Source organism: Streptomyces sp. NPDC039736 (assembly GCF_055596485.1).
In genome coordinates this window covers 999,627-1,022,292 of the sequence record NZ_JBVIUQ010000001.1, presented here as the reverse complement: position 1 = coordinate 1,022,292, position 22,666 = coordinate 999,627, and the positions used below count along the sequence as shown (strand labels likewise).

Genomic DNA, 22,666 nt, shown 5'->3' with positions numbered 1-22,666 from the left:
CTCCCGAGGCGCGGGACCCCCGGCCGTCCGGGCCGGCCGTCCCTTCGCCGCACGGAGTGCGCACACTCGCCCACCCGTGTGCCTCAGGTGCTCAGGAAGGCCCGGAGGGACGCCTTGAGGGCGGTGACGAAGGCGTCGCGGACGGGAGCGGCGACCCGGTCGAGGGAGAGGTAGGGGTTGAGGTCCTCCAGTTCGACCAGGAGGAGGGCGCCGTCCCGGGTGCGGCAGGCGTCGACGCGCTGGATGCCGTGGGAGAGCGTGTTCCAGGCGATGAAGCGGTCGGCGAAGGCCAGGTCGGCCGCGGTGGGCTCGTACGGGACCAGTTCCCAGCGGCGGTCCGGGTCGGGGGCGTACAAGGCGTACTGGAAGACGTCGTCGATGTACGTGAAGGAGACCTCGTACCGGAAGTCGATGCGGGGCTGGATGAGGTTCGCGCCGGTGGCGAGCGGCGGCAGGGCCTCGCGGGGGACGAACTGGAGGCCTATGGAGTCCGCGCCCGCCTTCGGCTTGACCGCGTAGAGACCGGCGGCGGGGAGCGCGGCCAGGTCGTCGGGGCGGTCGACGGTGGGGATGACGGGCAGGCCCTCGGCGGTGAGGTCCAGGAGGTACTGCTTGCCCGCCATGTCGGCGCGGCCGGTGAGCGGGTTGTAGACGCGGACGCCGTCGGCGAGGGCCTGGGCGCGGAAGGCGTCGTAGGCCTCCTGGTAGTGCAGGACGGGACCGGTGTTGCGGACGAGGACCGCGTCGAAGGAGCCCATCAGGGCGGCGGCGTCCAGCGGGTGGCACAGAGCGGCGTCGAAGTCCTCGCGCAGCCGGGCGAAGAGGTGCAGGTCCTCGTCGCAGTAGCGGCGTCCGCGTGCCGGATAGGCGAGGTCGCTGACGTGCAGGAGACGGGGCCTGCGGTGGGGGCGGGTGGGCACGATGTGACTCCTGGGGTGCCTGGGGTTGCGGGTGCTCAGCCTAGCGGCGGGTGCGAACATGCTGGTCAGAGGACTGGCGCAGGCACTGGTCGACCTTGCCCCTGGGGCAGGGCGCAGCATCGGGGGCACCGGGCCGCGGGGTCCGGTGCGGGGAGGAGAGGGCACGTGGGGGCTTCGGACGCGGGGCTGTTGACGATCGGGGCATTCGCGAGGGCGTCGCGGCTGTCGCCCAAGGCACTGCGGCTGTACGACGAGTTGGGGCTGCTGACTCCGGTGCGGGTCGATCCGGTGACCGGGTACCGCTTCTACGCGGTGGGGCAGTTGGAGCGGGCGCGTCTGGTGGCGTGGCTGCGGCGGCTCGGGATGCCGCTGGCGCGCATCCGCGAGGTCTGCGCGCGGGACCCCGCCGGGGCCGCCGACGAGGTGCGGGCGTACTGGGCGGAGGTCGAGGCCGACACCGCACAGCGCCGGGACCTGGCCGCCCTCCTCGTCGGTGAGCTGTCGGGCGGCGGCGGGGCGGTGACGGCGCCGCTGGAGCTGCGGTACGCGGCCCTGTCGGACGCGGGGCGGGTGCGGGAGAGCAATCAGGACACGGCGTACGCGGGGGCGCGGCTGCTGGCCGTCGCCGACGGATTCGGGACGGCGGGGGCGCCGGCCGGGGCCGCGGCCGTGGCGGCCCTGCGGCGGCTGGAGGCGGACGCCCGCGCGACGGACGCGCTCCCGGCGCGGGCCCACGGGGGGACGGCCGGTGGTGTGGCGGCCGGTGGTGTGCTGAACGCGCTGGAGGACGCCGTCGAGGAGGCCCGGCATGCGGTACGGAGCGCGGGCGGGCCACCGGGCGAGGGGGCCGGGACCACGCTCACCGCGATGCTGTGGACGGGGTCGCGGTTGGCGCTCGTGCACATCGGGGACTCGCAGGCGTATCTGCTGCGAGGCGGCGGGCTGTTCCAGATCACCACCGACCACACGGTGGTGCACGCGCTCGTGGCGGAGGGCCGGCTCACCCCGGAGGAAGCCGCGTCCCACCCCCAACGGGCTCTGCTGGCAAGGGCGTTGACGACGGACGAGAGCTCACCGGACGCGGCTGCCGAGGTGCGGTTGCAGGACGCGCTGCCCGGCGACCGGTATCTGCTGTGCTCGGACGGACTGTCGGCGGTGGTGCCCACCGGCGAGATCCGTGAGGTGCTGGCGCGGGCCGGGGAGCCGAACGAGGCGGTTCGGGAGCTGGTGGACCGGGCGAACGCGCTCGGCGGGCCGGACAACGTCAGCTCCGTGGTCGCCGATGTGCGCCGTTCGGGCGAAGACACCACCCCCGCGGGGGAAGCGGCGTGACTGCGCGGGGACGGGGGCGCGAGGGTCGGCGGGTGCGCGGACGGGTTGCCGGACCGCGCGTCCGTGGCCGCCGAGCGGCGGCCCACCGTGTTCTGGACCAGGAGATTCACCATGCGTGTGCCCCGTTTTCTGCTGACCGCCGTCGGCGCCGTCGCCCTCGTCCTCGCCCCGATCGGCGCGGCGAACGCCGCCACCTCGGGCGTCGCGCCGGTCGCGGTCAAGTACCCGTGCGGGTTCTACAAGACCGGCAGTGACGCCTTCTACCACCACTGCACCGCCGACGGCTCGCACGTCATCATCAAGGTGGACGCCAACTGGGCCCCCGACTACGAGCGTTGCGTGTCCCCGGGCAGGACCTGGCTGGGCGCAGGCAGCAAGATCAACAACGCTCACTACACGGGGCGCACCTGCTGATCCCCGCACCCGGGGCGGGCCGGACCCCCGGCCCGCCCGGTGCGCCGGGCGGGATCTGCGCGCCTCTCCCCCGGCACGCGCAGACGCGGCGCAGGGCACGGCGGGGGCCGGGCCCGCCACCCCGGGGGTCTTCTCAGCCGTGCACCGCTCCTGCCGGGGCCCGTACGGGAGTGGTGGTGCGGGTGGTGTGGACCAGGCGGGCGGTGCGGGTCGGGACGTCGACCGTGTAGGCGTCGACGGTCATCGCCCGGTCGGAGACCTTGAGCACCATGAACCCGTGGTCGGAGAAGTTCTGCCAGGCGGCGGGGTGTTTTCCGTGGGCGCGGCCGTCACCGGACTTGGCGGACGCGCCGCAGACGATCTGCCGGGTGCCGGCGGTGCGGGTGGTGGGCTCCAGGAGCTGGAGGGTGTGGTCGTGGCCGGAGAGGATCAGGTCGGCGCGGCCGACGACGACCTCCTCGTACAGCTCCTTGAGGTGGATGCCGCGGGTGTAGTGGCCGACGAGGAAGCCGTCGTAGGTTCCGGCACTGCCGTGCCTGCCGTTGTTGAGGTAGGGGTGGTGGCCGATGACGACCTTCCAGCGGGCCCGGGAGGCCGCGAGGGCGCCGTCGAGCCAGGCGCGCTGGGCGCGCATGTAGGGGCCGTTCCAGTAGTAGTGCGGGTCGAGCTGGGTGACGGTGGAGGCGACCGGGTTGGTGTCGAGGGCGAAGAACTCGATCACGGGGTCGGCGCCGCCGGCGGGCAGGGCGGCGGTGTAGTAGCGGCTGGGCATGTGCCAGCGGCGGGAGGAGCGGGCGTAGGAGACCTCGCGGTCGCCCCGGGAGGGGTCGCCGCCGCTGCCCGGGACCAGGCCGGAGCAGTCGTGGTTGCCGAGGACCATCAGCCAGGGCATGTCGAGGCCGGTGTTGGGCTCCTCGAACTTGGTCCGGAACTCGTCGTCGGTGTCGGACTCGGGGCCGTTCTCGTAGATGTTGTCGCCGAGGCCGACGGCCACGCCGACGCCCTCGCGGCGGCAGACCTCCCGGGCGGCGGCGGCCACGGCGTGCTGCTCCGCCGTGCCGGTACCCGCGTCGCCGGTGATCAGGACCGCGAACTCGCCCTGACCGTTGGGTCGTTGGGGGAAGGGGAAGGCGTCCGCGGCGGCCCCGCGGGGTCGTACGGCTCCTGCGGTACGGGCCTGCGCCGCGGCATGGCCGGGCAGGGCGGCGAGTGCCGCCCCGGCGGCCGCGCCGCCCAGCAGGGCGCGTCTGCGCACGGTGCCCATGGCGCGGACGCGGTCGCCCACCGGCCCGGCGGCCAGCTCGGGTTCGGCGCGCAGCCACTGGGCCTCGGTGAGGTCGGGGCGGGGCGGGATGAGGTCGTCGTCGCACATGGATGCGTTGTCCCACAGCACTACGGAAGGGCGGAAGGCCGCGGGGCGAACACCGGGCGGAGGTATGGGGGCGAGTTTGTGGACGGCGACGGCCGGGGGCCGTTTTGCCCCGGAACCGGCGCGGAGGGGCGGGTCACGGGGCGACGGAGGCCGCTCCCGGGTGGCCGGGGGCGAGGAAGACGACGACGTCGCCCGGGTCCGCGCCGGGCTCCGGAAGGACCTCGTGCCAGCCGAGCCGCCGGTAGAAGGCCACGGCGTCCGGGGCGGAACGGGCGGTCAGCAGCCAGACGCGGCCGTCCCGCGCGGCCCCGTCGCAGACGGCGGCCAGCAGGCGGCGGCCGAGACCCGTGCCGCGGGCGCAGGGACGTACCGCCAGCTCGTCCACCTGGAACGCCCCGACCAGGAGGGGACGGAGCCGGAGGCCGAGCTGGGCGGCGACGTGACCGGCGACGCGGCCGGCCGAGCGGTCGGCGGGGAACGGGCCGGGGGTGGTCCAGCCGCTGGCGAACCCGGCCGCGCCGGGCCCCCCGTCGCGGGCGGGGGCCACGGCGGCGCGGAAGCCGGGACGGCGCCGGTCGGTGTCCAGGCGCTCCCGGAAGGCCGGGACGGCGTCGGCGGGCTCGTTCCAGGGCGGGGCGGTGAAGACCTCCGCGTAGACGGAGACCAGGTCGTCGGCACGTTCGGCCACGTCGGCACGGTAGATGCGCATGCGCGGACAGTAGCGAAAGGGTTTCCCAAATTATTTCTGCAAAAATACTTTTGCAGAGTGGGGCGACCGTCCTACGCTGCCGGACATGGGAAACGAGGAACAGGCGAACGAGCGTCCGGACCGGTCGGCGGAACACGATCGCGTGCTGGACCCGGCACAGGACCTGGCGGCCCTCAAGGCCCTCACCCACCCCTTGCGCATCCGGCTGCTCGGCCTGTTGCGGCAGCACGGGCCGGGCACGGCGAGCGAGCTGGCCGCCCGGACCGGCGAGTCGTCCGCCTCGACCAGCTACCACCTGCGGGTGCTGGCGAAGTACGCCTTCGTCGAGGAGGCGGAGCACCGGGACGGGCGCGAGCGCCGCTGGCGGTCGGCACACACCGTGACCCGCTGGAACAACGAGGCGATGCACGCGGACCCGGCGGGCCGCACCTTCCTCGACTTCACGCGCCGGCAGCAGCTCGACCACCTGCGGACGGCACTGGTGCAGCACGAGGCGGACATGGCCGAGGGGCTTCTCGGCCCCGACTGGGCGGAGCCGTCGGGCATCAGCGACCTGATGCCGCGCCTGACCCCGGAGTCGGCGACGGAACTGCAACGGGCCTTCGAGGAGAAGCTGGCGGAGCTCTCCGCCCGCGACGCCGGCGATCCGCGCGCCGAACAGGTCGTCCTCCTCACCGCCGCACTCCCCCTGGCACAGCGCGGCGCCCCTGACCCGCGGACGACTTCGGACATGGGTGACGGTGCGACATGAAGCCCTCCCCCGATGTCCTGCGGACCGCGCGCCGCCGCTACGTCGTGGTCACCCTGCTGTTCTGGCTCCCGATCGGGCTGGGCTTCGGCACGGCCGTGCTGCTCTTCACCGAACGCGGCCTGGGCCTGGCCGCCGTCGCCGCGTGCTTCGCCGCGCACTCCGTCACCGCCGCCGTACTGGAACTGCCCACCGGCGGGCTCTCCGACGTACTGGGCCGCCGCCCGGTACTGGCCGCCGCCGGGCTCCTCAACACCGCCGCGCTCACCCTCCAGGCCGTGGTGGCCTCGCCCGCGATGCTGGCCGTCAGCATGGCCCTGATGGGCGCCGGGCGCGCCCTGTCCAGCGGGCCCGCCGAGGCCTGGTACGTCGACACCGTGCAGGCCCACGGCGGGCCCGACGCCGATCTGCGCACCGGCCTGGCACACGGCGGCACCGCCGCCTCCGTCGGCCTGGGGGCGGGCTCCCTGGTCGGCGGCACACTCCCGCTGCTGATCGGGCTCGGCCCGGACCTCGGGTCGTGGCTGGGACGGGCCACCGGGGGAGCCGTCGTCCCCATGTCCGTGCCGAGGCTGACGGGCGCCGCCGTCGCCGTCGTCTTCGTGCTGTACGTCCTGTCCGCCCTGCGGGAGCCGCCGCGCGCCCCGAGCACGCTGCGCGGCGTGCTGCGGGGCGTGCCGGCCACGGTGCTCGACGGGGTGCGGCTGGGGGCCCGCGAGGTGACGGTGCGCCGGGTGCTGCTGAGCGCGGCGGCGGCCGGGGTGGGCCTGGCCGCGATGGAGCTGCTGCTGCCGGTCCGGGCGGCCGGCGTCACCGGGGCCCTGGAGTCGGGGGCGCTGGCGTACTCCCTGGTGGGCTGCGCGGGGTTCGCGCTGGCGGGTTGCGGCAGTGCGCTGGCACCGCTGACGGCGCGCTGGACACGGAGCGGGGAGCGGGCGGTGCTGGCCGGTCTGGGGGTGTCGGCGTGCGGGCTGGCGCTGCTCGGGGTGACGGCGCTGTCGGTGTCACCCCTGGCCATCGGGGTCGCGCTGGTCGGCTACGGGCTGTTCTATCTGGGGCTCGGCTCGGCGGGCCCGAACGAGAACGAGCTGCTGCACCGCCGGGTGACCAGCGCGCAGCGGGCAACGGCACTGTCGGTGCAGTCGCTGGCGTTGCAGGTGACGGCCGGGCTGAGCGGGATCGTGCTGGGTGCCGTGCCGGCGGGGGCGGGCCCGTGGCTGCTGGCGGGTGCGGCGGTGCTCTGCGGGGCGCTGCTGTGGGTGCGCAGGCCGACGGCGGTGTCCGTGGCGCAGCCCGAGGGGAAGGGCGGCGAGGCGGTCGTCCAGACACGGGGGTGAGCGCCGGTGCGGGGGCGCCCGCACCGGCAGGACGGTTATGTGAGGGCCAGCTCGGCGACCGTCTCGTCGCCGCTGGTCTCGCCGGTGGGGCGGAAACCCAGTCCCGCGTAGAAGGCCTCGGGGCCGGCCGGGCCCGGGTGGTAGGTGACCGTCATGCGGGTGCCGCCGCGGCGGCGGATCTCGGCGGCGACGGACTCCACCGCGAAGCGGCCTCGGCCCTGCTCGTCCGCCGCGACGTTCAGGCGCCAGAGGCCGGAGCGCAGGTCGCGCCTCGTCCCGTCGCCCGCGAAGTCGATGTCCAGGAAGGCCATCAGGAAGGCCACCGGGCGGTCCCCGTCCAGGACCAGGCGCGGCCAGGCGGTCTTCCCGTGGACGTACGCCTGGGCGAGGGACTTCACGACCGGCGCCACCAGGTGCGCCTGGTCGGGCCGGACCTCGATGCCGAGCGCAGCGTCGAGGGTGGCGGGGGTGATCTCCGCCAGGCGGAGGCCCGGAGGGGGCGTTGCGGTCATGGGAGCAGCGTACGAAGTGCGGTCAAGCGGTTTCACGGCCCCGGGGCGGTCCCCGGCTCCCCCGCGCCGCCGCACGGGCGCCGGCCGCAAGCCGTGGCCGCCGCAGGGGGTCCGGCGGGGATGCGGCAGGATGGCGTCCGCACCGGACGGCCCGTCAGGAACGGCGCTGTCCCGGTGTGCCCGTACGACCGGAATGAGCAGGTGACCAAGGTGACGACACCTCACATATGCCGCCCCCAGGGGCAATTCGACCGCAGTCGCTCGGCCGTGCCGACGGCCCGGGGGGCGCACTGATGGAGCGCGCCCTCGCCCTGAGCGACCTGGTCGTCGCCGGAATCGCGGCGGCCGCGGGCCTGCTCGCCGCCCTCCTGCTGCGGATGCTGCTGCGCTGGCTGGGCGAGCGGGCCAGCCGTACGCGCTGGGGCGGCGACGACATGATGGTGGACGCGGTACGGACACTGGTCCCCGTCGCCGCGATCGCGGCCGGGATCGCGGTCGCCGCCGCGGCACTGCCGCTGACCGCCCGCACCGGACAGAACGTGACCCGGGTACTGACCGCCGCGCTGATCCTGGCGGGCACCCTGACGGCGGCCCGGATGGCGACCGGTCTGGTGCGGTCCGTGGCGCAGTCCCGGTCGGGGGTGGCCGGGTCGGCGACGATCTTCGCGAACATCACGCGGGTGGTGGTCGTCGCGATGGGCTTCCTGGTGCTGCTGCAGACCCTGGGCGTCTCGATCGCCCCGCTGCTGACCGCGCTCGGCGTCGGCGGCCTGGCGGTCGCGCTGGCGCTCCAGGACACCTTGGCGAACCTCTTCGCGGGCGTGCACATCCTCGCGTCGAAGACCGTGCGGCCCGGTGACTACATCCGGCTCAGCAGCGGCGAGGAGGGGTACGTCGTCGACATCAACTGGCGCAACACCGTCGTGCGCCAGCTCTCCAACAACCTGGTGATCATTCCGAACGTCCAGCTCGCGGGCACGAACATGACCAACTACAGCCGCCCCGAGCAGCAGCTCCAGATCAACGTGCAGGTCGGCGTCGCCTACACCAGCGACCTGGAGCACGTCGAGCGGGTCACGACGGAGGTCGTCGCGGAGGTGATGAAGGAGATCACCGGCGCGGTGCCCGAGCACGAGCCCGCGGTGCGCTTCCACACCTTCGGGGACTCCCGGATCGGGTTCACGGTGGTCCTGGGCGTGGGCGAGTTCAGCGACCAGTACCGGGTCCAGCACGAGTTCATCAAGCGCCTGCACCAGCGGTACCTGGTGGAGGGCATCCGGGTGCCGGCCCCGGCACGGAACGTGACCGTGGTGCAGGGCGAGCCGCAGCCGGACCTCGTTCCGCTCCTGGCACCGGGCATCCCGCAGCAGCGCCGCTCCGCGCCGACGCCGGAGCAGAGCGCACCGTAGGCACCGCGGTTCGGACCTCCGGTGAAGGTGGGGTATTGTTCTCATGCGCGCCCAGCCAGGGGGAAAGCCCAGGTCAGGCGCGCACCGGGACGTGGCGCAGCTTGGTAGCGCACTTGACTGGGGGTCAAGGGGTCGCAGGTTCAAATCCTGTCGTCCCGACCGGCGGTACATCGCAGGTCGGAGCCCGTATCAGAAGATTCTGATACGGGCTTTTCCGTATTTCCGGGAGGAACGATGGCTGACAGGGACGGGCGGCGCGACCGGGACGGCGAGGGGCGGGCGCGCAACGCGCGGCCGCGGGACGGCCTCGGGAGGCCGTTGCCGTACGGGACGCCGGGGGTGGAGCGGCAGCCGGAGGGGGTGGTCCGCTCCCCCGCCGAGTCGGTGCGCGAGGCGCAGCGGCTGCTGGACGCGGGGATGCCCTTCCACGCGCACGAGGTGTTCGAGGACGCGTGGAAGGCGGGCCCGCCGCAGGAGGCTCCGCTGTGGCGGGCGCTGGCGCAGGTGGCGGTGGGGCTGACGCACGCGGCCCGGGGCAATGCCACGGGGGGCGCGCGGTTGCTGCTGCGGGGCGCCGAGGGGCTGGCCTCGTACACGGGCGCGGACCACGGGATGGACCTGGGGCACGTACAGGCGTGGGCGCGGGCGCTGTCGGAACGGGTCGGGGCGCCGGGCGCGCCCGCGGTGGACGCCCGGGTGGAGGCGCTTCAGTTGCGCGGGGGTGAGGTGCGGGTCGCCGGCCGCCCGCGGCGGAGGGGCTGAGCCGTCGCGGGCGGGGGCTCCGGGGGCCGGAGGAGGGTCCGGGGGGGTCAGGCTTCGGTGAGGAGGACGACCTCCAGTGTCCGGGGCCCGTGCACCCCCTCCACCCTGTCCAGTTCGATGTCGCTCGTCGCCGAAGGGCCCGAGATCCAGGTCAGCGGACGGGTCGGGTCCAGGCGGGGCATGGCCTGCGGGAGGGACGCGACGACCTGGGAGGGGGCGCGTACCACGCAGATGTGGTGGTCCGGGACCAGGGTGAGGCGGCGGCGGCCCTGGGCGGGGCCGGCGTCCAGGACGACGGTGCCGGTTTCCGCGACGGCCAGGGCGCAGCCGGTGACGACGCTGTCGACCCGGTCGAGCTCGGCCGCGGTGAGTGCCGCCCGGTCCTCGACGCGTGCCGCGCCGGTCTCGGAGAGCCACCCGTCGGGCAGGCCCGCGGGGACGAGGACGGAGGTCGAGCCGTGTTCCGCGAGCAGGCGCGCCAGGAGGGGGGCGAGGGCGTCCTCGGTGGTGCGGTGGACGATCGCCCGGTAGTCGGCGAGGTTCTCGTGGAGCAGGTCGAGGACGGCCGCCGGGTCGTCGGGGGTGTGCGCGGTGGCGTACGCGCGGGTCGGTCCTGGCGCTTCGGGGGCGTCGGCGAGGGCCCTGCGGACGCGGGCGAGGACGCGGTCGCGGCCGGTGGCCGGCGCGGCGGTGCCGGAGGGCTGGGGCTGCGGGGAGCGGGTGTTCACGATGTGCGGTTCCTCTTCCACCAGTCCCGGAAGGGCGCGGCGGGCAGTTCGGGCAGGTCACGGGTGTTGGTCCAGGCGGCGGCGCCCGGGAGGCGCCGGGGGTGGGCCTTGCGGGTCAGGGAGGCGGCGCGTTCGGCGGCGGCCAGCGCGGAGGGGTGGTCGAGGACCCACCCGGACGCCTTCATCGCGGCCTTCTCCAGGCGGTGGCCCCGGCCGCCCCGGTCGGCGACCTTCTCGCGGAGGTGGACCAGGACCTCGGGGATGTCGATGGCCACCGGGCACACCTCGTAGCAGGCGCCGCAGAGGGAGGAGGCGAAAGGCAGGGAGGCGTCCAAGTCCGTCGTGGTGCCGCGGAGTTGGGGGGTGAGGATCGCCCCGATCGGGCCGGGGTAGACCGAGCCGTACGCGTGGCCGCCCGCCCTTTCGTAGACCGGGCAGACGTTGAGGCAGGCGGAGCAGCGGATGCAGCGCAGCGTCTGGCGGCCCACCTCGTCGGCGAGGACGTCGGTGCGGCCGTTGTCGAGGAGGACGAGGTGGAAGGCCTGGGGGCCGTCGCCGTCGGTGGTGCCGGTCCAGGTGCTGGTGTACGGGTTCATGCGCTCGGCGGTGGAGGAGCGCGGGAGGGTCTGGAGGAAGACCTCCAGGTCCCGCCAGGTGGGGACGACCTTCTCGATGCCGACGACGGAGATCAGCGTCTCGGGGAGGGTCAGGCACATGCGGCCGTTGCCCTCGGACTCGACGACGACCAGGGTGCCGGTCTCGGCGACCATGAAGTTGGCGCCCGAGATGCCGACCTTGGCGCGCAGGAACTTCTCGCGCAGGTGCAGGCGGGCGGCTTCGGCGAGGTCGGCGGGGCGGTCGGTGAGGTCGGCAGGGGCCGGGCGGCCCCACGCGCTCATCGTGCGGGCGAAGATCTCGCGGATCTCGCCCCGGTTGCGGTGGATGGCCGGGACCAGGATGTGGGAGGGGCGGTCGTCGCCGAGCTGGACGATGAGTTCGGCGAGGTCGGTCTCGTAGGCGGCGATGCCCGCGGCCGCCAGGGCCTCGTTCAGCCCGATCTCCTGGGTGGCCATGGACTTGACCTTGACCACTTCGCGCTCGCCGGTGGCTCGCACCAGGTCCGTGACGATGCGGTTGGCCTCGTCGGCGTCGGCCGCCCAGTGCACGGTGCCGCCTGCCGCGGTGATGGCTTCCTCCAGTTGCAGCAGGTAGCGGTCCAGGTGGCGGAGGGTGTGGTCCTTGATCTGCTTCCCGGCCTCGCGGAGTTCGGCCCAGTCGTCCAGTTCGGCGACCGCTTTGGCGCGTTTGTCGCGGATGGTGTGGGTCGCGTGCTTGAGGTTGGCGCGCAGGGTGGCGTCCCGGACGGCGGCGCGGGCGGCGCGGGGGAAGGCGGGCATGCCCAGATACGTACGGTTCGCGCCGTTCTTGTAGCTGGTTTCGGACGTAATGGCCGTGGGCGCGACGGTTCCGGATGATTCGGTTCCGGATGGCCCGATTCCGGACGCGGCGGTTCCGGACGGGGTGGCATCGGAGGCGCCGGTGCCGGGCTTCGGGACGCTCACAGCAGGGGCTCCTCTTCGGTGCTGGCCAGGATCTCGGCGAGGTGCAGGGCGCGCTGCGGGGAGTCCTGCCGGCGGAGCATGCCGCCCAGGTGCATCAGGCAGGAGTTGTCCGCGCCGCACAGGACCTCCGCCCCCGTGGACCGGGCGTTGCGGAGCTTGTCCTCGCCCATGGCGGCGGAAACATCGGAGTTCTTCACCGCGAAGGTGCCGCCGAAGCCGCAGCACTCGTCCGCTCCGGGGAGCTCCCGCAGCTCCAGGCCCTTGACCGCTTCGAGCAGCCTGCGGGGGCGTTCGCCCAGGCCCAGCACGCGCAGTCCGTGGCAGGAGGGGTGGTAGGTGACGGTGTGCGGGAAGTACGCCCCGACGTCGGTGACGCCGAGCACGTCCACGAGGAACTCGGTCAGCTCGTACGTCCGCGGGACGAGCCCGGCGGCCGCGGCCGCGAGGTCGCCGCCCCGGCCCTCCTTGGCCTGGAGGCGTCCGATGCGCGGATAGTTGTCGCGGATCATCGCCGCGCAGGAGCCCGACGGGGTGACCACGCAGTCGTACCCCTCGAAGGCGGCGGCGGTCCTGCGGACCAGCGGTTCGGTGTCGCGGCGGTAGCCGGTGTTGTACTGCGGCTGCCCGCAGCAGGTCTGGGCGGCGGGGAAGTCCACCTCGACGCCGAGCCGCTCCAGCAGCTTCACGACGGCGATTCCGGTGGCGGGGAACACCGCGTCGTTGACGCAGGTGACGAAGAGAGCGACGCGCATAGGTCGGAGGATAGGGCGGGCGGAGGCCGGCCGGATAGGCCGTGATCACGATCGTGTGATCACGTTTGCGCATCCCCGCCTCCGTATCCGTCCCGGCATCGGTGTCCACCGCCATCACCTCCCTCTCCGTGTCCGTTTCGCTCCCGATCGGCCGGACGTACGGAATCGGGTCCTCCAGGTGGGGGAAATCCGGGCGAAAACCCCTCTCCCGGGGGAGAGATGTCCCCCGGGGGTACCCTTGGGGATTCCACTCGGCCCGCCCGGCGGCCCCCGCACCGCCTCGTCACGCCGTCGGGGCCCCCACGCACCTCGGAGGCCGCCCGGACCGGGAAGAGTGGCTCAGGTCACTTGAGAAAAGGCGTAACGAAACAACGCGGGTGCGCGATGACCTGACAGGTGCCGTCGCGCAGCCGAGCCTTCCGCCCTGTGGAACGAGGCTCGGCTACGGCCTCGCTCCCGCCATCACACTTGTATTTCTCGCTACGAGAGGCTCTTCGTGTCGCTCAGTCCGTCCCGCCCGTTCCCTCAGGAGATCGCCGAATCGCCGTCCTTGGTCTCGCTCATCGAGCGCGGCCGGGACCAGGGCCACATCAATGGCGACGACGTCCGCCATGCCTTCGAAGCGGACAGCATCCCTGTCGACCAGTGGAAGCGGGTCCTGCGCAGCCTGAACCAGGTCCTCGACGAGGAGGGTGTGACGCTGATGGTGACGGCGGCCGCGGCCGCCAAGCCCGCGAAGGCCGCCAAGCGCGCGCCCCGCAAGGCCGCCGCCGCCGGCGAGGCCAAGCCCGTCGCGAAGCGTGCCGTCGCCAAGAAGGCCGCTCCGGTCAAGAAGACGACGACGGCCGCCAAGGCCGCCGCCGCTGCCGCCCCCGAGGCTCCGGCCGTCGAGGACGAACTCGACGAGACCACGGCCGTGGCGGACAAGCCCGCCCCGAAGAAGCGCGCCACCAAGAAGACGGCGGCGAAGAAGACCGCCGCGAAGAAGCAGACGGACGAGTGGGCGGGTGACGGCGAGGAGGAAGAGGAGACCCCCAAGCCCGGCACCGCCGGTTACGTCCTGTCCGACGAGGACGAGGACGACGCGCCGCCGCAGCAGGTCGCGGTCGCGGGCGCCACCGCCGACCCGGTCAAGGACTACCTCAAGCTCATCGGCAAGGTGCCGCTGCTCAACGCCGAGCAGGAGGTGGAGCTGGCCAAGCGCATCGAGGCCGGTCTCTTCTCCGAGCACAAGCTCGACGGCGAGGACGGCGAGGCCACGGAGGAGCTGACCCCGCAGTTCCGCCGCGAGCTGGAGATCCTGGTCGAGGACGGCCGCCGCGCCAAGAACCACCTCCTGGAGGCCAACCTCCGTCTGGTGGTCTCGCTGGCGAAGCGTTACACCGGCCGCGGCATGCTGTTCCTGGACCTCATCCAGGAGGGCAACGTCGGTCTGATCCGCGCGGTCGAGAAGTTCGACTACACCAAGGGCTTCAAGTTCTCGACGTACGCCACCTGGTGGATCCGGCAGGCAATCACCCGCGCGATGGCCGACCAGGCCCGCACCATCCGCATCCCGGTGCACATGGTCGAGGTCATCAACAAGCTGGCCCGCGTCCAGCGCCAGATGCTCCAGGACCTGGGCCGCGAGCCCACCCCGGAGGAGCTGGCCAAGGAACTCGACATGACCCCCGAGAAGGTCATCGAGGTCCAGAAGTACGGCCGCGAGCCCATCTCCCTGCACACGCCGCTGGGCGAGGAGGGCGACAGCGAGTTCGGCGACCTCATCGAGGACTCGGAGGCCGTGGTTCCGGCCGACGCCGTCTCCTTCACCTTCCTCCAGGAGCAGCTCCACTCGGTGCTGGACACCCTCTCGGAGCGCGAGGCGGGCGTCGTCTCGATGCGCTTCGGCCTGGCGGACGGCCAGCCCAAGACGCTGGACGAGATCGGCAAGGTCTACGGCGTGACGCGTGAGCGCATCCGCCAGATCGAGTCCAAGACGATGTCCAAGCTGCGTCACCCGTCGCGCTCGCAGGTCCTGCGCGACTACCTGGACTGATGCCCGCCCGGCTGTTCGGCCGGGAAGGACAGGTGCAGCGCCTGGGGCGAGCGATGGATCAGAGTGGGCCGTACGACGACCTGCTGGTCCGCCGCTCGCCCCAGGCGCAGGTGCGGGAACCGGCGGGTGAACAGCTCCAGGGTGATGCGCAGTTGCGCGCGGCCCAGGTGCGCGCCGGGGCAGCCGTGGACGCCGCGGCCGAAGCCGAGGTGCTTGGCGGGGGCGGTCCGGGCGATGTCGAAGCTGTCGGGGTCGGCGTGGCGGGCGGGGTCGCGGTTGGCGGAGCCGTACGCGACGAACACGGTCGCGCCGGCGGGGAGTTCGGTGCCGGCGAGGGTGACGGCACGGGTGGTGAGCCGCCGGAAGCCCTGGATGGGGGCGTCGAAGCGGGCGCACTCCTCGACGGCGGCCGGGACGCGTTCCGGCTCGGCGCACAGCAGCTCCCACTGGGCGCGGTCGCGCAGCAGGTGGTGGACGGCGCTGCCGATCAGGGCGGTGGTGGTGAGGTGCCCCGCGATGAGCAGGTTCTGGAACTGCGAGACGGCCTCGGCGCGTTGTTCGCGGGTGAGGTCGCCGGTGCCCGGCACGAGGGCGGCCGTCATGGTGGAGACCAGGTCGTCCCGGGGGTGCGCGCGGCGCTCGCGGATGTAGTTGTCCAGCAGGTGCTGGAGGGTGACGACGTCGCGGGCGGCGGCCACCTGCTCCTCCTCGGGCAGCGGCCGGAAGAGGAGTTCCTCGGCGCGGCGGCTGCCGTGGACGGCGGTGCGGGCGTCCTCCTCGGTCAGCCCGAGGAGACGGCCGATGACGTCGCCGGGAAGCTGCTGGGCGTACTCCCCCATGAGTTCGGCCTGTCCGCGGGGGGCGAAGGCGTCCACGAGGGCTTCGGCGCGGGCGGCGGCGTACGGGAGGACCGCGTTGACGCGGGCAAAGGAGAGCCCGGAGTTGAGGGGGGTGCGGTAGGCGCGGTGGGCTTCGCCGTCGGCGCTGAGAACGGTACGGAAGCCCCCCAGGCCCCTGGCGAGCTCGGCGAGAGCGGCGGGGCCCGGGCGGACGTCGGGGCGCAGGGCGTTGGCCGAGGAGAAGTCCTCCGGACGGCGCAGGACCTCGCGGACGTCGGCGTCCCGGGCGACGAGCCAGGCGTCGAGCTCGGGCACGAAGGTGAGCCCGGGGGCCGCGCGGGCGCGGGCGCAGCGGGGGTAGGGGTCCCGGTAGAGGGCGTCGAGGCGGTGGTGATCGGCCAGGTCCACGGGGTCATGGTGCACGAGGGGGGCGGGGCGGGGGAAGGGGGTTCCGGGGCGGGTCGTGGACCACGTGCCGTGGGGACGGTGGTGAGGGGCACGCGCGGGTGAGCGCGTGCAGGGGCGGTGCCTTCGTCCCACGGGCCGGGGCGCCGGCGCTTCGCGGGGTGCGGAGCGCGGAGAGCCGAGGCAGGGGCATGACAGGGTGGCGGGGGCGTGCGGTAGGTTTTGCGTCTCCTTCAGCATGCGATCACGGGCACTCACCCGTACGCCACTCACCTCGGGGACTGAGACTTCTCAATGGAAGACATCGTCAACGGAATCGGCCGTGCCGCCGCCTACGGCGCCCTCGGCGTCGTCCTGCTCACGCTGGGCATCTTCCTGGTCGACGCGCTGACCCCGGGCAAGCTGGGGCGGCAGATCTGGGAGCAGCGCAACCGGAACTGCGCCGTGCTGCTCAGTTCCGCGCTGCTCGGCATCGGCGGCATCGTCTTCACGTCCATCTGGACGACGTACGACGACTTCGGCAAGGGCCTGGTGTCCACCGCCGCGTTCGGTGTGCTCGGCCTGGTGATGATGGCGGTCGCGTTCTGGGTGGTGGACGTGGTGACGCCCGGCAAGCTGGGCCAGACCCTGGTCGAGCAGGAACCGCACCCGGCGGTGTGGGTGACGGCTTCCTGCAACATCGCGGTGGCCGCGGTGATTTCGGCCTCCATCGCCTGACGCGCGGGGCGCGAGACGCCTGACGGCCTGAAGTACGGGGGTTTCCCGCCCCCGCACTTCAGGCCGTCAGGCGTTCCAGGATGCGGTCCATGCCGCTGTTCCAGTTCTCCCTGAGCGCGCGGACCGCGCTCGGCAGGTCGCCATTCACCAGGCACTCGGCGATGCGTTCGTGTTCCTCGGCCGACCGTTCCAGCACGTCCTGGTCGCCGAGGGCGACCTGTTCGTAGCGGTGCATGGTGAGTTTGAGGGAGGCGATCAGGTCCATCAGGCGGGCGTTGGGGCAGCCCGAGAGCAGCAGGGCGTGCCAGGCGTCGTCGTACCGCTCGATGACGTCGTGCCGGGCCTGCGGCGCCGAGAAGGCGCGCGCCTCTTCGAGCAGCCTCGGTGCCAGGGCGGCCAGCCGGGCCGGATCGGTGGACTCCAGGGCGAGGGATTCCAGGGTGGCGACGATGGTGGTGAGGTCGCAGAACTCCCGGGCGCTCAGGGGGGCGAAGCGAAATCCCTTGCCGCGTTCGCTGGTGATGACGCCCTCGCGCTCCAGGGAGATCAGGGCTTCGCGGAGCGGGGTGCGGCTGACGCCGAGTTCGGTGGCGAGGCGGCCCTCGTTGATGGGCTCGCCGGTCGGGATGGTGCCGCGGCCGAGCCGTTTGATCAGTTCCTCCTTGACCTGCTCGCGCAGCGGGCGGTTCTCGATAGGCATGTCGGCGGCCCTTCCCCTCGTCCGGCTCAGATTATCGGCCACCCGGGGCGGGCGGCCGCCCCGGGTGGCCGGTGGGTGGGTGTGCGTCACGCGGTTCCGCCGCCGTCGACGGGGATGATCGCGCCGCTGAGGAACGAGGAGGCGTCGGAGGCGAGGAAGGCGACGGTCTGCGCGATGTCGCGGGGCTGCCCGATGCGGCCGAGGGGGCGGTCGGCGGCCTGCTCGTAGAACACCTCCGCGGATGCGCCGAGTTGGCGGGCCTCTTCGGCGAGCATGCCGGTGGCGGTGTCGCCGGGGCACACGCAGTTGACCCGGATCAGGTCGGGCCCGTGGTCGATGGCCATGGCGCGGGTCATGTTGACGACGGCCCCCTTGGAGGCGCAGTACGAGACGGCGCGGGCGCCGCCCGAAATCCCCCACCCGGAGCCGGTGTTGATGATGGAGCCGCCGCCCTGGGCCGCCATCCCGGGTATCACGAGGCGCGACATCAGCAGGACCGAGCGGACGTTGACGGCCATGACGAGGTCCCAGTCGTCGTCGGCGATCTCGCAGACGGTGGACCGGCGGATGATTCCGGCGTTGTTGAAGAGGACGTCGATGCCGCCGAGTTCGAAGTGGGCGGCCCGGACGGCCTGCTCGCAGTCGGTGCGCCGGGAGACGTCGCAGCACACGAAGACGCCGCCCGCTTCCTTGGCGGTGGCCTCGCCGGCTTCGGGGTCGATGTCGGCGACGACGACGCGGGCGCCGAGTTCGGCGAGGAGGAGGGCGGAGGCGCGGCCGATGCCGGAGGCGGCGGCGGTGACGAGGGCGCGCTTGCCGGTGAGGTCGATCATGTCGGACTGGCTCCTTGGGGTGGTTGTCCGGTGGCTGAGGCGTCTTCAGTGGCTGGGGCGTCTTCAGTGGCTGAGGCGGTAGAGGGCGGTGCGGCCCCGGCCGGTGAGGACGGTGGCGTAGCCGGAGAGTTCGGCGTCCAGGGCGTCGTCGCCGGTGTCGATGAGGAGGGGGCGGCCGTGCAGGGCGGCGAGTTTGGCTTCGGTGGCGAGGACGAGGAGCTTGCCGGGGGCGAGGGTGCGGAGGACCTCGGGGGAGATCTGCTGGTTGCCCCGGCCCAGGAGGAAGCCTTGGCCTCCGACGGGGGAGAGGGCGAGGAGGAGGGGGTGGTGCCGGGCCAGGGCGTGGAGGTGGGCGGAGGTGAGGCGGGTGGCGAGGGTGCGGTACGGGGGGAGGCCGGGGGGTGGCGGGTGCGCGGCGGCACCGGGCGGGCGAGGGGGCGGGGGCGCAAGGGCCGCCCGCGGGGACCCAAGGGGAGGGAGCGCCCCGTCAGGGGCGCGGGGAACCGCACGGTCAGCCACCGCGCACCCGCACGGCGACGGGCAGTCGCCGCAGTGGCTCGCCCCGCACCCGCCGCCCGCCCGGACCAGCGCCGTGACCCCCGTCAGCGGGATCTCCGCGCCCAGGGCGGCGGCCACCGCCCGGGTGGTGGTGCCCGGGCCCAGGATCAGGAGGTCCTCCGCCCCCGCCCGGGACGCCAGCTCCGCCGCGATCCCCCCGAGCGCCTCCGGGGAGGCCCCCGTGCTGCCCGCCTTGCGCTGCTGGACGCGCACCGGCACGTACGGCACCGGCAGCCAGCCGTAGAGCCGGGAGGCCAGGCGGCCGCGCCGCAGTTCCGCCTCGTCGCGGTCCATGACCTCCGCCGGGCGCAGCCGCGGCCCGCCGGACCCGGACGCCCAGCCCGCAGCGATCTCCCCGGCAGCCCGGGGGTTCACCGCGAAGACCGCCGAGTGCATCTTGACCCCGGTCGGGATGCCGAGGACCGGGAGCCGTGCCTCCTCCCCCAGCGCCTCCAGCACGTCGCGGGCGGTGCCGTCGCCCCCGGCGAACAGCAGCAGGTCCACGTCGTCCGCGAGGGCCCGCACGGCCTCGACGGTGTCACGCGGCCCGGTGGCCCCCGGGCGGCGCGGCCGGTGCACCACGCGTGCGGGCAGCCCCGCCGCACGGGCCGACGCCTCCCCCATCGCGCCGGAGACGGTCAGCAGCTCGACGTCCCGGGTGCGGCGGGCCAGTTCGGCCAGGGCGGCCGTGGAGCGGTCCACCGCGCACGGCACCGCCCCCCGTTCCAGCGCCCGCCGCTGGGTCCGCGTACCGTCGCTGCCGCCCAGGCCCACCCGGCCGCCGAGCCCGGCGACCGGGTTGACCACGAGACCGAGCCGGATCATGTGGCGTCCGCGGCGCCCAGCACCTTGCGGCGGTAGGTGCGCCAGCTCGGGGACCAGCGGGCCGGGTCGTCGAGTGCCTCCGGGCGGACCCGGTGGACGGTGGAGCGGTGCGGGGCGGTGCGGACCGTCTCCGGGTCCTCGTAGGCCTCCCGTGCCACCTCGGCGAGGATCGCCGCGTACTCGTCGAGGTCGGCCCGGGAGTAGGACTCGGTGGGCTCCAGGGTCATCGGCTCGGGGACCAGGTAGGGGTGGTGGCTGGTCCAGTAGTGGGCGCCGAAGTCGGCGGCGCGCAGGCCGATCTGCTCGCTGTGGACGCCGGTGTCCGCGTTCAGCTGCTCCCAGCTGTAGCGGACCTGCTCGACGCGGGGGCGCCCGGTGGCGTACGGGACGCTGACGCCGCGGATCTGCTTGACCTTGTGCAGGAGGTAGTTGTTGTTGAGGACGGCGGTCTCGGCGACCTCGCGCAGGCCGTCGGCGCCCAGGGACATGATCCAGGCGTACGCGCGGACCAGGTTCGGGACGACGCCGTGGTGCGGGCGGATCTTGCCGACCGAGTACGGCCGGTCGCCGTCCAGCCGGTGGCGGCCGCGGTCCGCGTCGTACTCCACGGTGGGACGCGGGAGGTACGGGGCCAGGGCCTCGGTGACGCCGCAGGCGCCGGCCGCCGGGCCGCCGCAGGCGTGCGGGGTGGAGAAGGTCTTGTGCAGGTTGAAGTGGCACAGGTCGAAGCCCGCGTCGCGGGCCCGGGTGATGCCGAGGATGCCGTTGGCGTTGGCCTGGTCGTAGGCGGCGAGGCCGCCCGCCGCGTGGACGATGTCGACGAATTCGGCGATGCGGGGGTTGTAGATGCCCGTGTCCTCGGGGTTGGTGATGAGGAGGGCGGCGGTACGCGGGCCGACGGCCGCGCGCAGGGCCTCGATGTCCGGGTAGCCGTCGGCGTCCGGGTGGAGGGTGATGACCTTGAAGCCGGCCGTCTTGGCGCAGGCCGCGTTGGAGGGGTGGGAGAAGACGGTGGTGATGATCTCGTCGCGGGTCCGGGCCTCGCCCCGGTCGGCGAAGTAGGCGCGGATCATGGCGACGTTGGCGTAGATGGCGGCGGAGCCCGCACCGGGCTGGAGGGAGACCCGGTCCATGCCGGAGACCTCCTTCAGCAGGCCCTCCAGCCGGTGCAGGATCTCCAGGACGCCCTGCACGGTGGACTCGTCCTGGAGGGGGTGCAGGCCCGCGATGCGCTCGTCCGTGACGAAGCGGTCGTTGACCTTGGGGCTGTACTTCATGGTGCAGGTGCCCTGGCCGACGTCGACGTTGAGGTCGGCGCCCAGCGTCTCCTGGGAGAGCCGCAGGTAGTGGCGGAGCACCTGCTGCTGGCCGATCTCGGGGAGGGCGGGCGCGGTGGTGCGGCGCAGCGCGGCCGGGACCTCGACCGCACCGCCGAGGGCTTCGGTGATCTCCGGGTCCACGTCGGGGACCAGGACGCCGCGCTCCCCCGGTGAGCCGAGTTCGAAGATGAGCTTCTCGTCCCAGGACGCCTGGTGGAAGCGGCGCAGCGCGGGCTTGTCCGCGATCCGGGCGTCCTCGGGGGCGACGGGCCCGGCGGCGGGGTGCGCGGTGGGGCCGGCGGGGTGGGTGTCGAAGGGGGCGCTCACTTGACGATCTCCTCCAGGGCGGCGGCCAGCTCGTCGATGTCGGCCTTGCTGTGGACTTCGGTGACGCAGTACAGCGCCTGGTCGACGGCGGTCTCGATGCCGCCGAAGATGCCGCGTTCGCGCAGGTCGGCATGGATGTCGGCGGTGCTGCGGGCGCCGGTGAAGCGGACCGGGAAGTCGGCGAAGTGGACCGCTTCGGCGTGCGGGACCGCGACGCCGGGGACGCGGGCGAGGCGCTGCTTGGCGTACGCGGTGTGGGCGAGGACCGTCTCGCCGATCTCCCGCATGCCCTGCGGGCCCATCAGGGAGAGGTAGACGCCCGCGCCGATGCCGTGCAGGGCGGCGGCGGTGCCGACCCACTCCTTGCCCTCCTCGCGCCGGGCGAAGGAGGTGCGGTCGTACGCCACGTCGCCGAAGCCGTACTCGCCCTCGACGTCGGTGGGGACCAGGCCGAAGAGGCGGGTCGGGTACTCCGCCACGAGGCGCGGGTCGTCGGCGGCGCCGATGAAGCCCGCGGTGCCGCCGCCGTAGCTCATGCGGATGCCGAGCGGCTGGATGTCGCCGCAGGTCAGGTCGGCTCCGTACGAGGACGGCGGGGCCAGCACGCCGAGGCTGACCGGGTTGCAGCCCACGACGTACAGGGCGCCGCTGCCGTGCGCCAGCCGGCCCAGCCCGGGAAGCGTCGGGTCGACCAGTCCCAGCCGGTTGGGGGCCTCCGCGTACACGGCCGCCACGTCGCCCCCGGCGAGGGCGGACCGTACCGCGTCCGCGTCGGTGCCGCCGGTCGCCGGGTCGGCGGGGACGAGGACCACCTCGTGGTCGGGGCGGACGTAGTCGCGGATCTTGGACAGCTTGTCGGGATCGACGTCGCCGCAGATCAGCAGTCTGCGCAGGCCCGTGACGCGGCCGGCCATGCGCAGCGCCGTACCGGCGGCCTGGAAGCCGTCGTAGACGGGGACGTTGACGACGTCCACGTCGAGGAGTTCGGCCATCAGGGACTGGTACTCCCACATGGCCTGGAAGCGGCCGTGGTCCTCGTACGGCTCGCCCGCGTAGGCGGTGAGGAACTCGGACCGTCCCGTCACCTCGTCGACGACGGCGGGCACGTGGTGGGGGTAGCAGCCGCCGCCGAGGAAGCTGAGGGTGCGGGTGGCGGGGGTGTTGCGGCTGAGCAACTGCTCCATGTGGCGCACGAGTCGGGCCTCGGAGCGCAGGGGTGCGGGCAGGTCGAGGGGGCGGCGGAGCCGGATCCCCTCGGGGATGTCGGCGTAGAAGTCCTCGACACCGGCCGCGCCGACGGCGTCCAGCATGGCCTGCCGTACGGCGGGAACCGCGTTCGGAATGTACGGGTGCACCGGGACCCGGAGGTGCGGGCGGTCCGGGGAATTCTCGGGTGGGGTCATGCCGCGCCTCCGCTGGCGAAGAGCTCCCGGAGCCGGGCCCTCGGTCCCGACTTCCGCGATTTCAGGGGCAGTTGACGTTCGACCTCTTGACGCGACAAGGCGTCATTCAGTGTTCTGTATACAGCATTAGGCATTCCGACGGCGG

The 22,666-nt window shown here is 73.6% G+C and carries 21 protein-coding genes and 1 tRNA gene; 9 read left to right on the top strand and 13 right to left on the bottom strand.

Annotation, left to right across the window (positions count from 1 at the left end; translation table 11 throughout):
* Positions 1-83: 83 nt before the first annotated feature.
* Positions 84-920, bottom strand: coding sequence for an ATP-grasp domain-containing protein (locus ACZ56L_RS04330; protein ID WP_468684756.1), 837 nt, complete (start codon positions 918-920; stop codon positions 84-86).
* Between the two features lie 165 nt (positions 921-1,085).
* On the opposite strand from ACZ56L_RS04330, the gene ACZ56L_RS04325 reads away from it, so the two are divergent.
* Positions 1,086-2,252 (top strand): MerR family transcriptional regulator, encoded by a 1,167-nt coding sequence (locus ACZ56L_RS04325; protein WP_471061339.1) that lies wholly within the window; start codon positions 1,086-1,088, stop codon positions 2,250-2,252.
* Positions 2,253-2,363: 111 nt separating this feature from the next.
* Positions 2,364-2,666, top strand: coding sequence for a DUF6355 family natural product biosynthesis protein (locus tag ACZ56L_RS04320; protein ID WP_401759478.1), 303 nt, complete (start codon positions 2,364-2,366; stop codon positions 2,664-2,666).
* Between the two features lie 133 nt (positions 2,667-2,799).
* Here the strand turns inward: ACZ56L_RS04320 and ACZ56L_RS04315 are convergent, their stop codons facing one another.
* Positions 2,800-4,038, bottom strand: coding sequence for a metallophosphoesterase (locus ACZ56L_RS04315; RefSeq protein WP_471061336.1), 1,239 nt, complete (start codon positions 4,036-4,038; stop codon positions 2,800-2,802).
* Between the two features lie 133 nt (positions 4,039-4,171).
* Positions 4,172-4,747, bottom strand: coding sequence for a GNAT family N-acetyltransferase (locus tag ACZ56L_RS04310; protein WP_471061333.1), 576 nt, complete (start codon positions 4,745-4,747; stop codon positions 4,172-4,174).
* Positions 4,748-4,832: 85 nt separating this feature from the next.
* On the opposite strand from ACZ56L_RS04310, the gene ACZ56L_RS04305 reads away from it, so the two are divergent.
* Positions 4,833-5,498, top strand: coding sequence for a helix-turn-helix domain-containing protein (locus tag ACZ56L_RS04305; protein ID WP_471061330.1), 666 nt, complete (start codon positions 4,833-4,835; stop codon positions 5,496-5,498).
* Complete coding sequence (locus ACZ56L_RS04300; RefSeq protein WP_471061327.1) at positions 5,495-6,832, top strand: MFS transporter; 1,338 nt, start codon at positions 5,495-5,497, stop codon at positions 6,830-6,832. The genes ACZ56L_RS04305 and ACZ56L_RS04300 overlap by 4 nt, the downstream gene beginning before the upstream one ends.
* 35 nt (positions 6,833-6,867) lie before the next feature.
* Here the strand turns inward: ACZ56L_RS04300 and ACZ56L_RS04295 are convergent, their stop codons facing one another.
* Positions 6,868-7,344, bottom strand: a complete 477-nt coding sequence (locus ACZ56L_RS04295; protein ID WP_471061324.1) for an N-acetyltransferase — start codon at positions 7,342-7,344, stop codon at positions 6,868-6,870.
* Between the two features lie 293 nt (positions 7,345-7,637).
* On the opposite strand from ACZ56L_RS04295, the gene ACZ56L_RS04290 reads away from it, so the two are divergent.
* The 3 genes from ACZ56L_RS04290 to ACZ56L_RS04280 all read left to right on the top strand — a co-directional run bounded on the left by ACZ56L_RS04290 (position 7,638) and on the right by ACZ56L_RS04280 (position 9,515).
* Entirely contained in the window at positions 7,638-8,753 is a 1,116-nt protein-coding gene (locus tag ACZ56L_RS04290) for a mechanosensitive ion channel family protein (RefSeq protein ID WP_471061321.1), read from the top strand.
* An 85-nt stretch (positions 8,754-8,838) separates the two neighbouring features.
* Positions 8,839-8,912, top strand: a tRNA-Pro gene (locus ACZ56L_RS04285).
* Between the two features lie 75 nt (positions 8,913-8,987).
* A complete protein-coding gene (locus ACZ56L_RS04280; protein ID WP_471061318.1) occupies positions 8,988-9,515 on the top strand; it encodes a DUF309 domain-containing protein in 528 nt (175 codons plus the stop codon).
* A 47-nt stretch (positions 9,516-9,562) separates the two neighbouring features.
* Here the strand turns inward: ACZ56L_RS04280 and ACZ56L_RS04275 are convergent, their stop codons facing one another.
* From ACZ56L_RS04275 to ACZ56L_RS04265, 3 genes are all read right to left on the bottom strand, one after another.
* Positions 9,563-10,243, bottom strand: a complete 681-nt coding sequence (locus tag ACZ56L_RS04275) for a LutC/YkgG family protein (RefSeq protein WP_471061314.1) — start codon at positions 10,241-10,243, stop codon at positions 9,563-9,565.
* Entirely contained in the window at positions 10,240-11,640 is a 1,401-nt protein-coding gene (locus ACZ56L_RS04270) for a LutB/LldF family L-lactate oxidation iron-sulfur protein (RefSeq protein WP_471061311.1), read from the bottom strand. Before ACZ56L_RS04270 ends, ACZ56L_RS04275 begins: the two co-directional genes overlap by 4 nt.
* 161 nt (positions 11,641-11,801) lie before the next feature.
* The gene (locus ACZ56L_RS04265) at positions 11,802-12,557 is read right to left on the bottom strand and encodes a (Fe-S)-binding protein (RefSeq protein WP_471061308.1); all 756 of its coding nucleotides are present in this window, start codon (positions 12,555-12,557) and stop codon (positions 11,802-11,804) included.
* A 496-nt stretch (positions 12,558-13,053) separates the two neighbouring features.
* Between ACZ56L_RS04265 and ACZ56L_RS04260 the strand changes: the two genes are divergently transcribed.
* Positions 13,054-14,595 (top strand): RNA polymerase sigma factor, encoded by a 1,542-nt coding sequence (locus ACZ56L_RS04260; protein WP_345218780.1) that lies wholly within the window; start codon positions 13,054-13,056, stop codon positions 14,593-14,595.
* On the opposite strand, the gene ACZ56L_RS04255 is transcribed toward ACZ56L_RS04260, so the two are convergent.
* Positions 14,583-15,842 (bottom strand): cytochrome P450, encoded by a 1,260-nt coding sequence (locus ACZ56L_RS04255; RefSeq protein ID WP_471061305.1) that lies wholly within the window; start codon positions 15,840-15,842, stop codon positions 14,583-14,585. The genes ACZ56L_RS04260 and ACZ56L_RS04255 overlap by 13 nt on opposite strands.
* 291 nt (positions 15,843-16,133) lie before the next feature.
* On the opposite strand from ACZ56L_RS04255, the gene ACZ56L_RS04250 reads away from it, so the two are divergent.
* Positions 16,134-16,556 carry a DUF350 domain-containing protein gene (locus ACZ56L_RS04250; protein WP_345218775.1) on the top strand — a complete coding sequence of 141 codons (423 nt, stop codon included), beginning with the start codon at positions 16,134-16,136 and terminating at the stop codon, positions 16,554-16,556.
* Between the two features lie 58 nt (positions 16,557-16,614).
* Here ACZ56L_RS04250 and ACZ56L_RS04245 read toward each other — a convergent pair whose 3' ends face one another.
* The 5 genes from ACZ56L_RS04245 to gcvPA all read right to left on the bottom strand — a co-directional run bounded on the left by ACZ56L_RS04245 (position 16,615) and on the right by gcvPA (position 22,521).
* A complete protein-coding gene (locus tag ACZ56L_RS04245; RefSeq protein ID WP_471061302.1) occupies positions 16,615-17,256 on the bottom strand; it encodes a GntR family transcriptional regulator in 642 nt (213 codons plus the stop codon).
* An 86-nt stretch (positions 17,257-17,342) separates the two neighbouring features.
* Positions 17,343-18,089: an SDR family NAD(P)-dependent oxidoreductase gene (locus tag ACZ56L_RS04240; protein WP_471061300.1), complete on the bottom strand. Its 747-nt coding sequence runs from the start codon at positions 18,087-18,089 to the stop codon at positions 17,343-17,345.
* A gap of 63 nt (positions 18,090-18,152) precedes the next feature.
* Positions 18,153-19,472, bottom strand: a complete 1,320-nt coding sequence (locus ACZ56L_RS04235; protein ID WP_471061297.1) for an ATP-NAD kinase family protein — start codon at positions 19,470-19,472, stop codon at positions 18,153-18,155.
* A complete protein-coding gene (gene gcvPB, locus ACZ56L_RS04230) occupies positions 19,469-21,118 on the bottom strand; it encodes an aminomethyl-transferring glycine dehydrogenase subunit GcvPB (protein ID WP_471061295.1) in 1,650 nt (549 codons plus the stop codon). The genes ACZ56L_RS04235 and gcvPB overlap by 4 nt, the downstream gene beginning before the upstream one ends.
* The gene (gcvPA, locus tag ACZ56L_RS04225) at positions 21,115-22,521 is read right to left on the bottom strand and encodes an aminomethyl-transferring glycine dehydrogenase subunit GcvPA (protein WP_471061293.1); all 1,407 of its coding nucleotides are present in this window, start codon (positions 22,519-22,521) and stop codon (positions 21,115-21,117) included. Before gcvPA ends, gcvPB begins: the two co-directional genes overlap by 4 nt.
* Positions 22,522-22,666 lie beyond the last annotated feature (145 nt).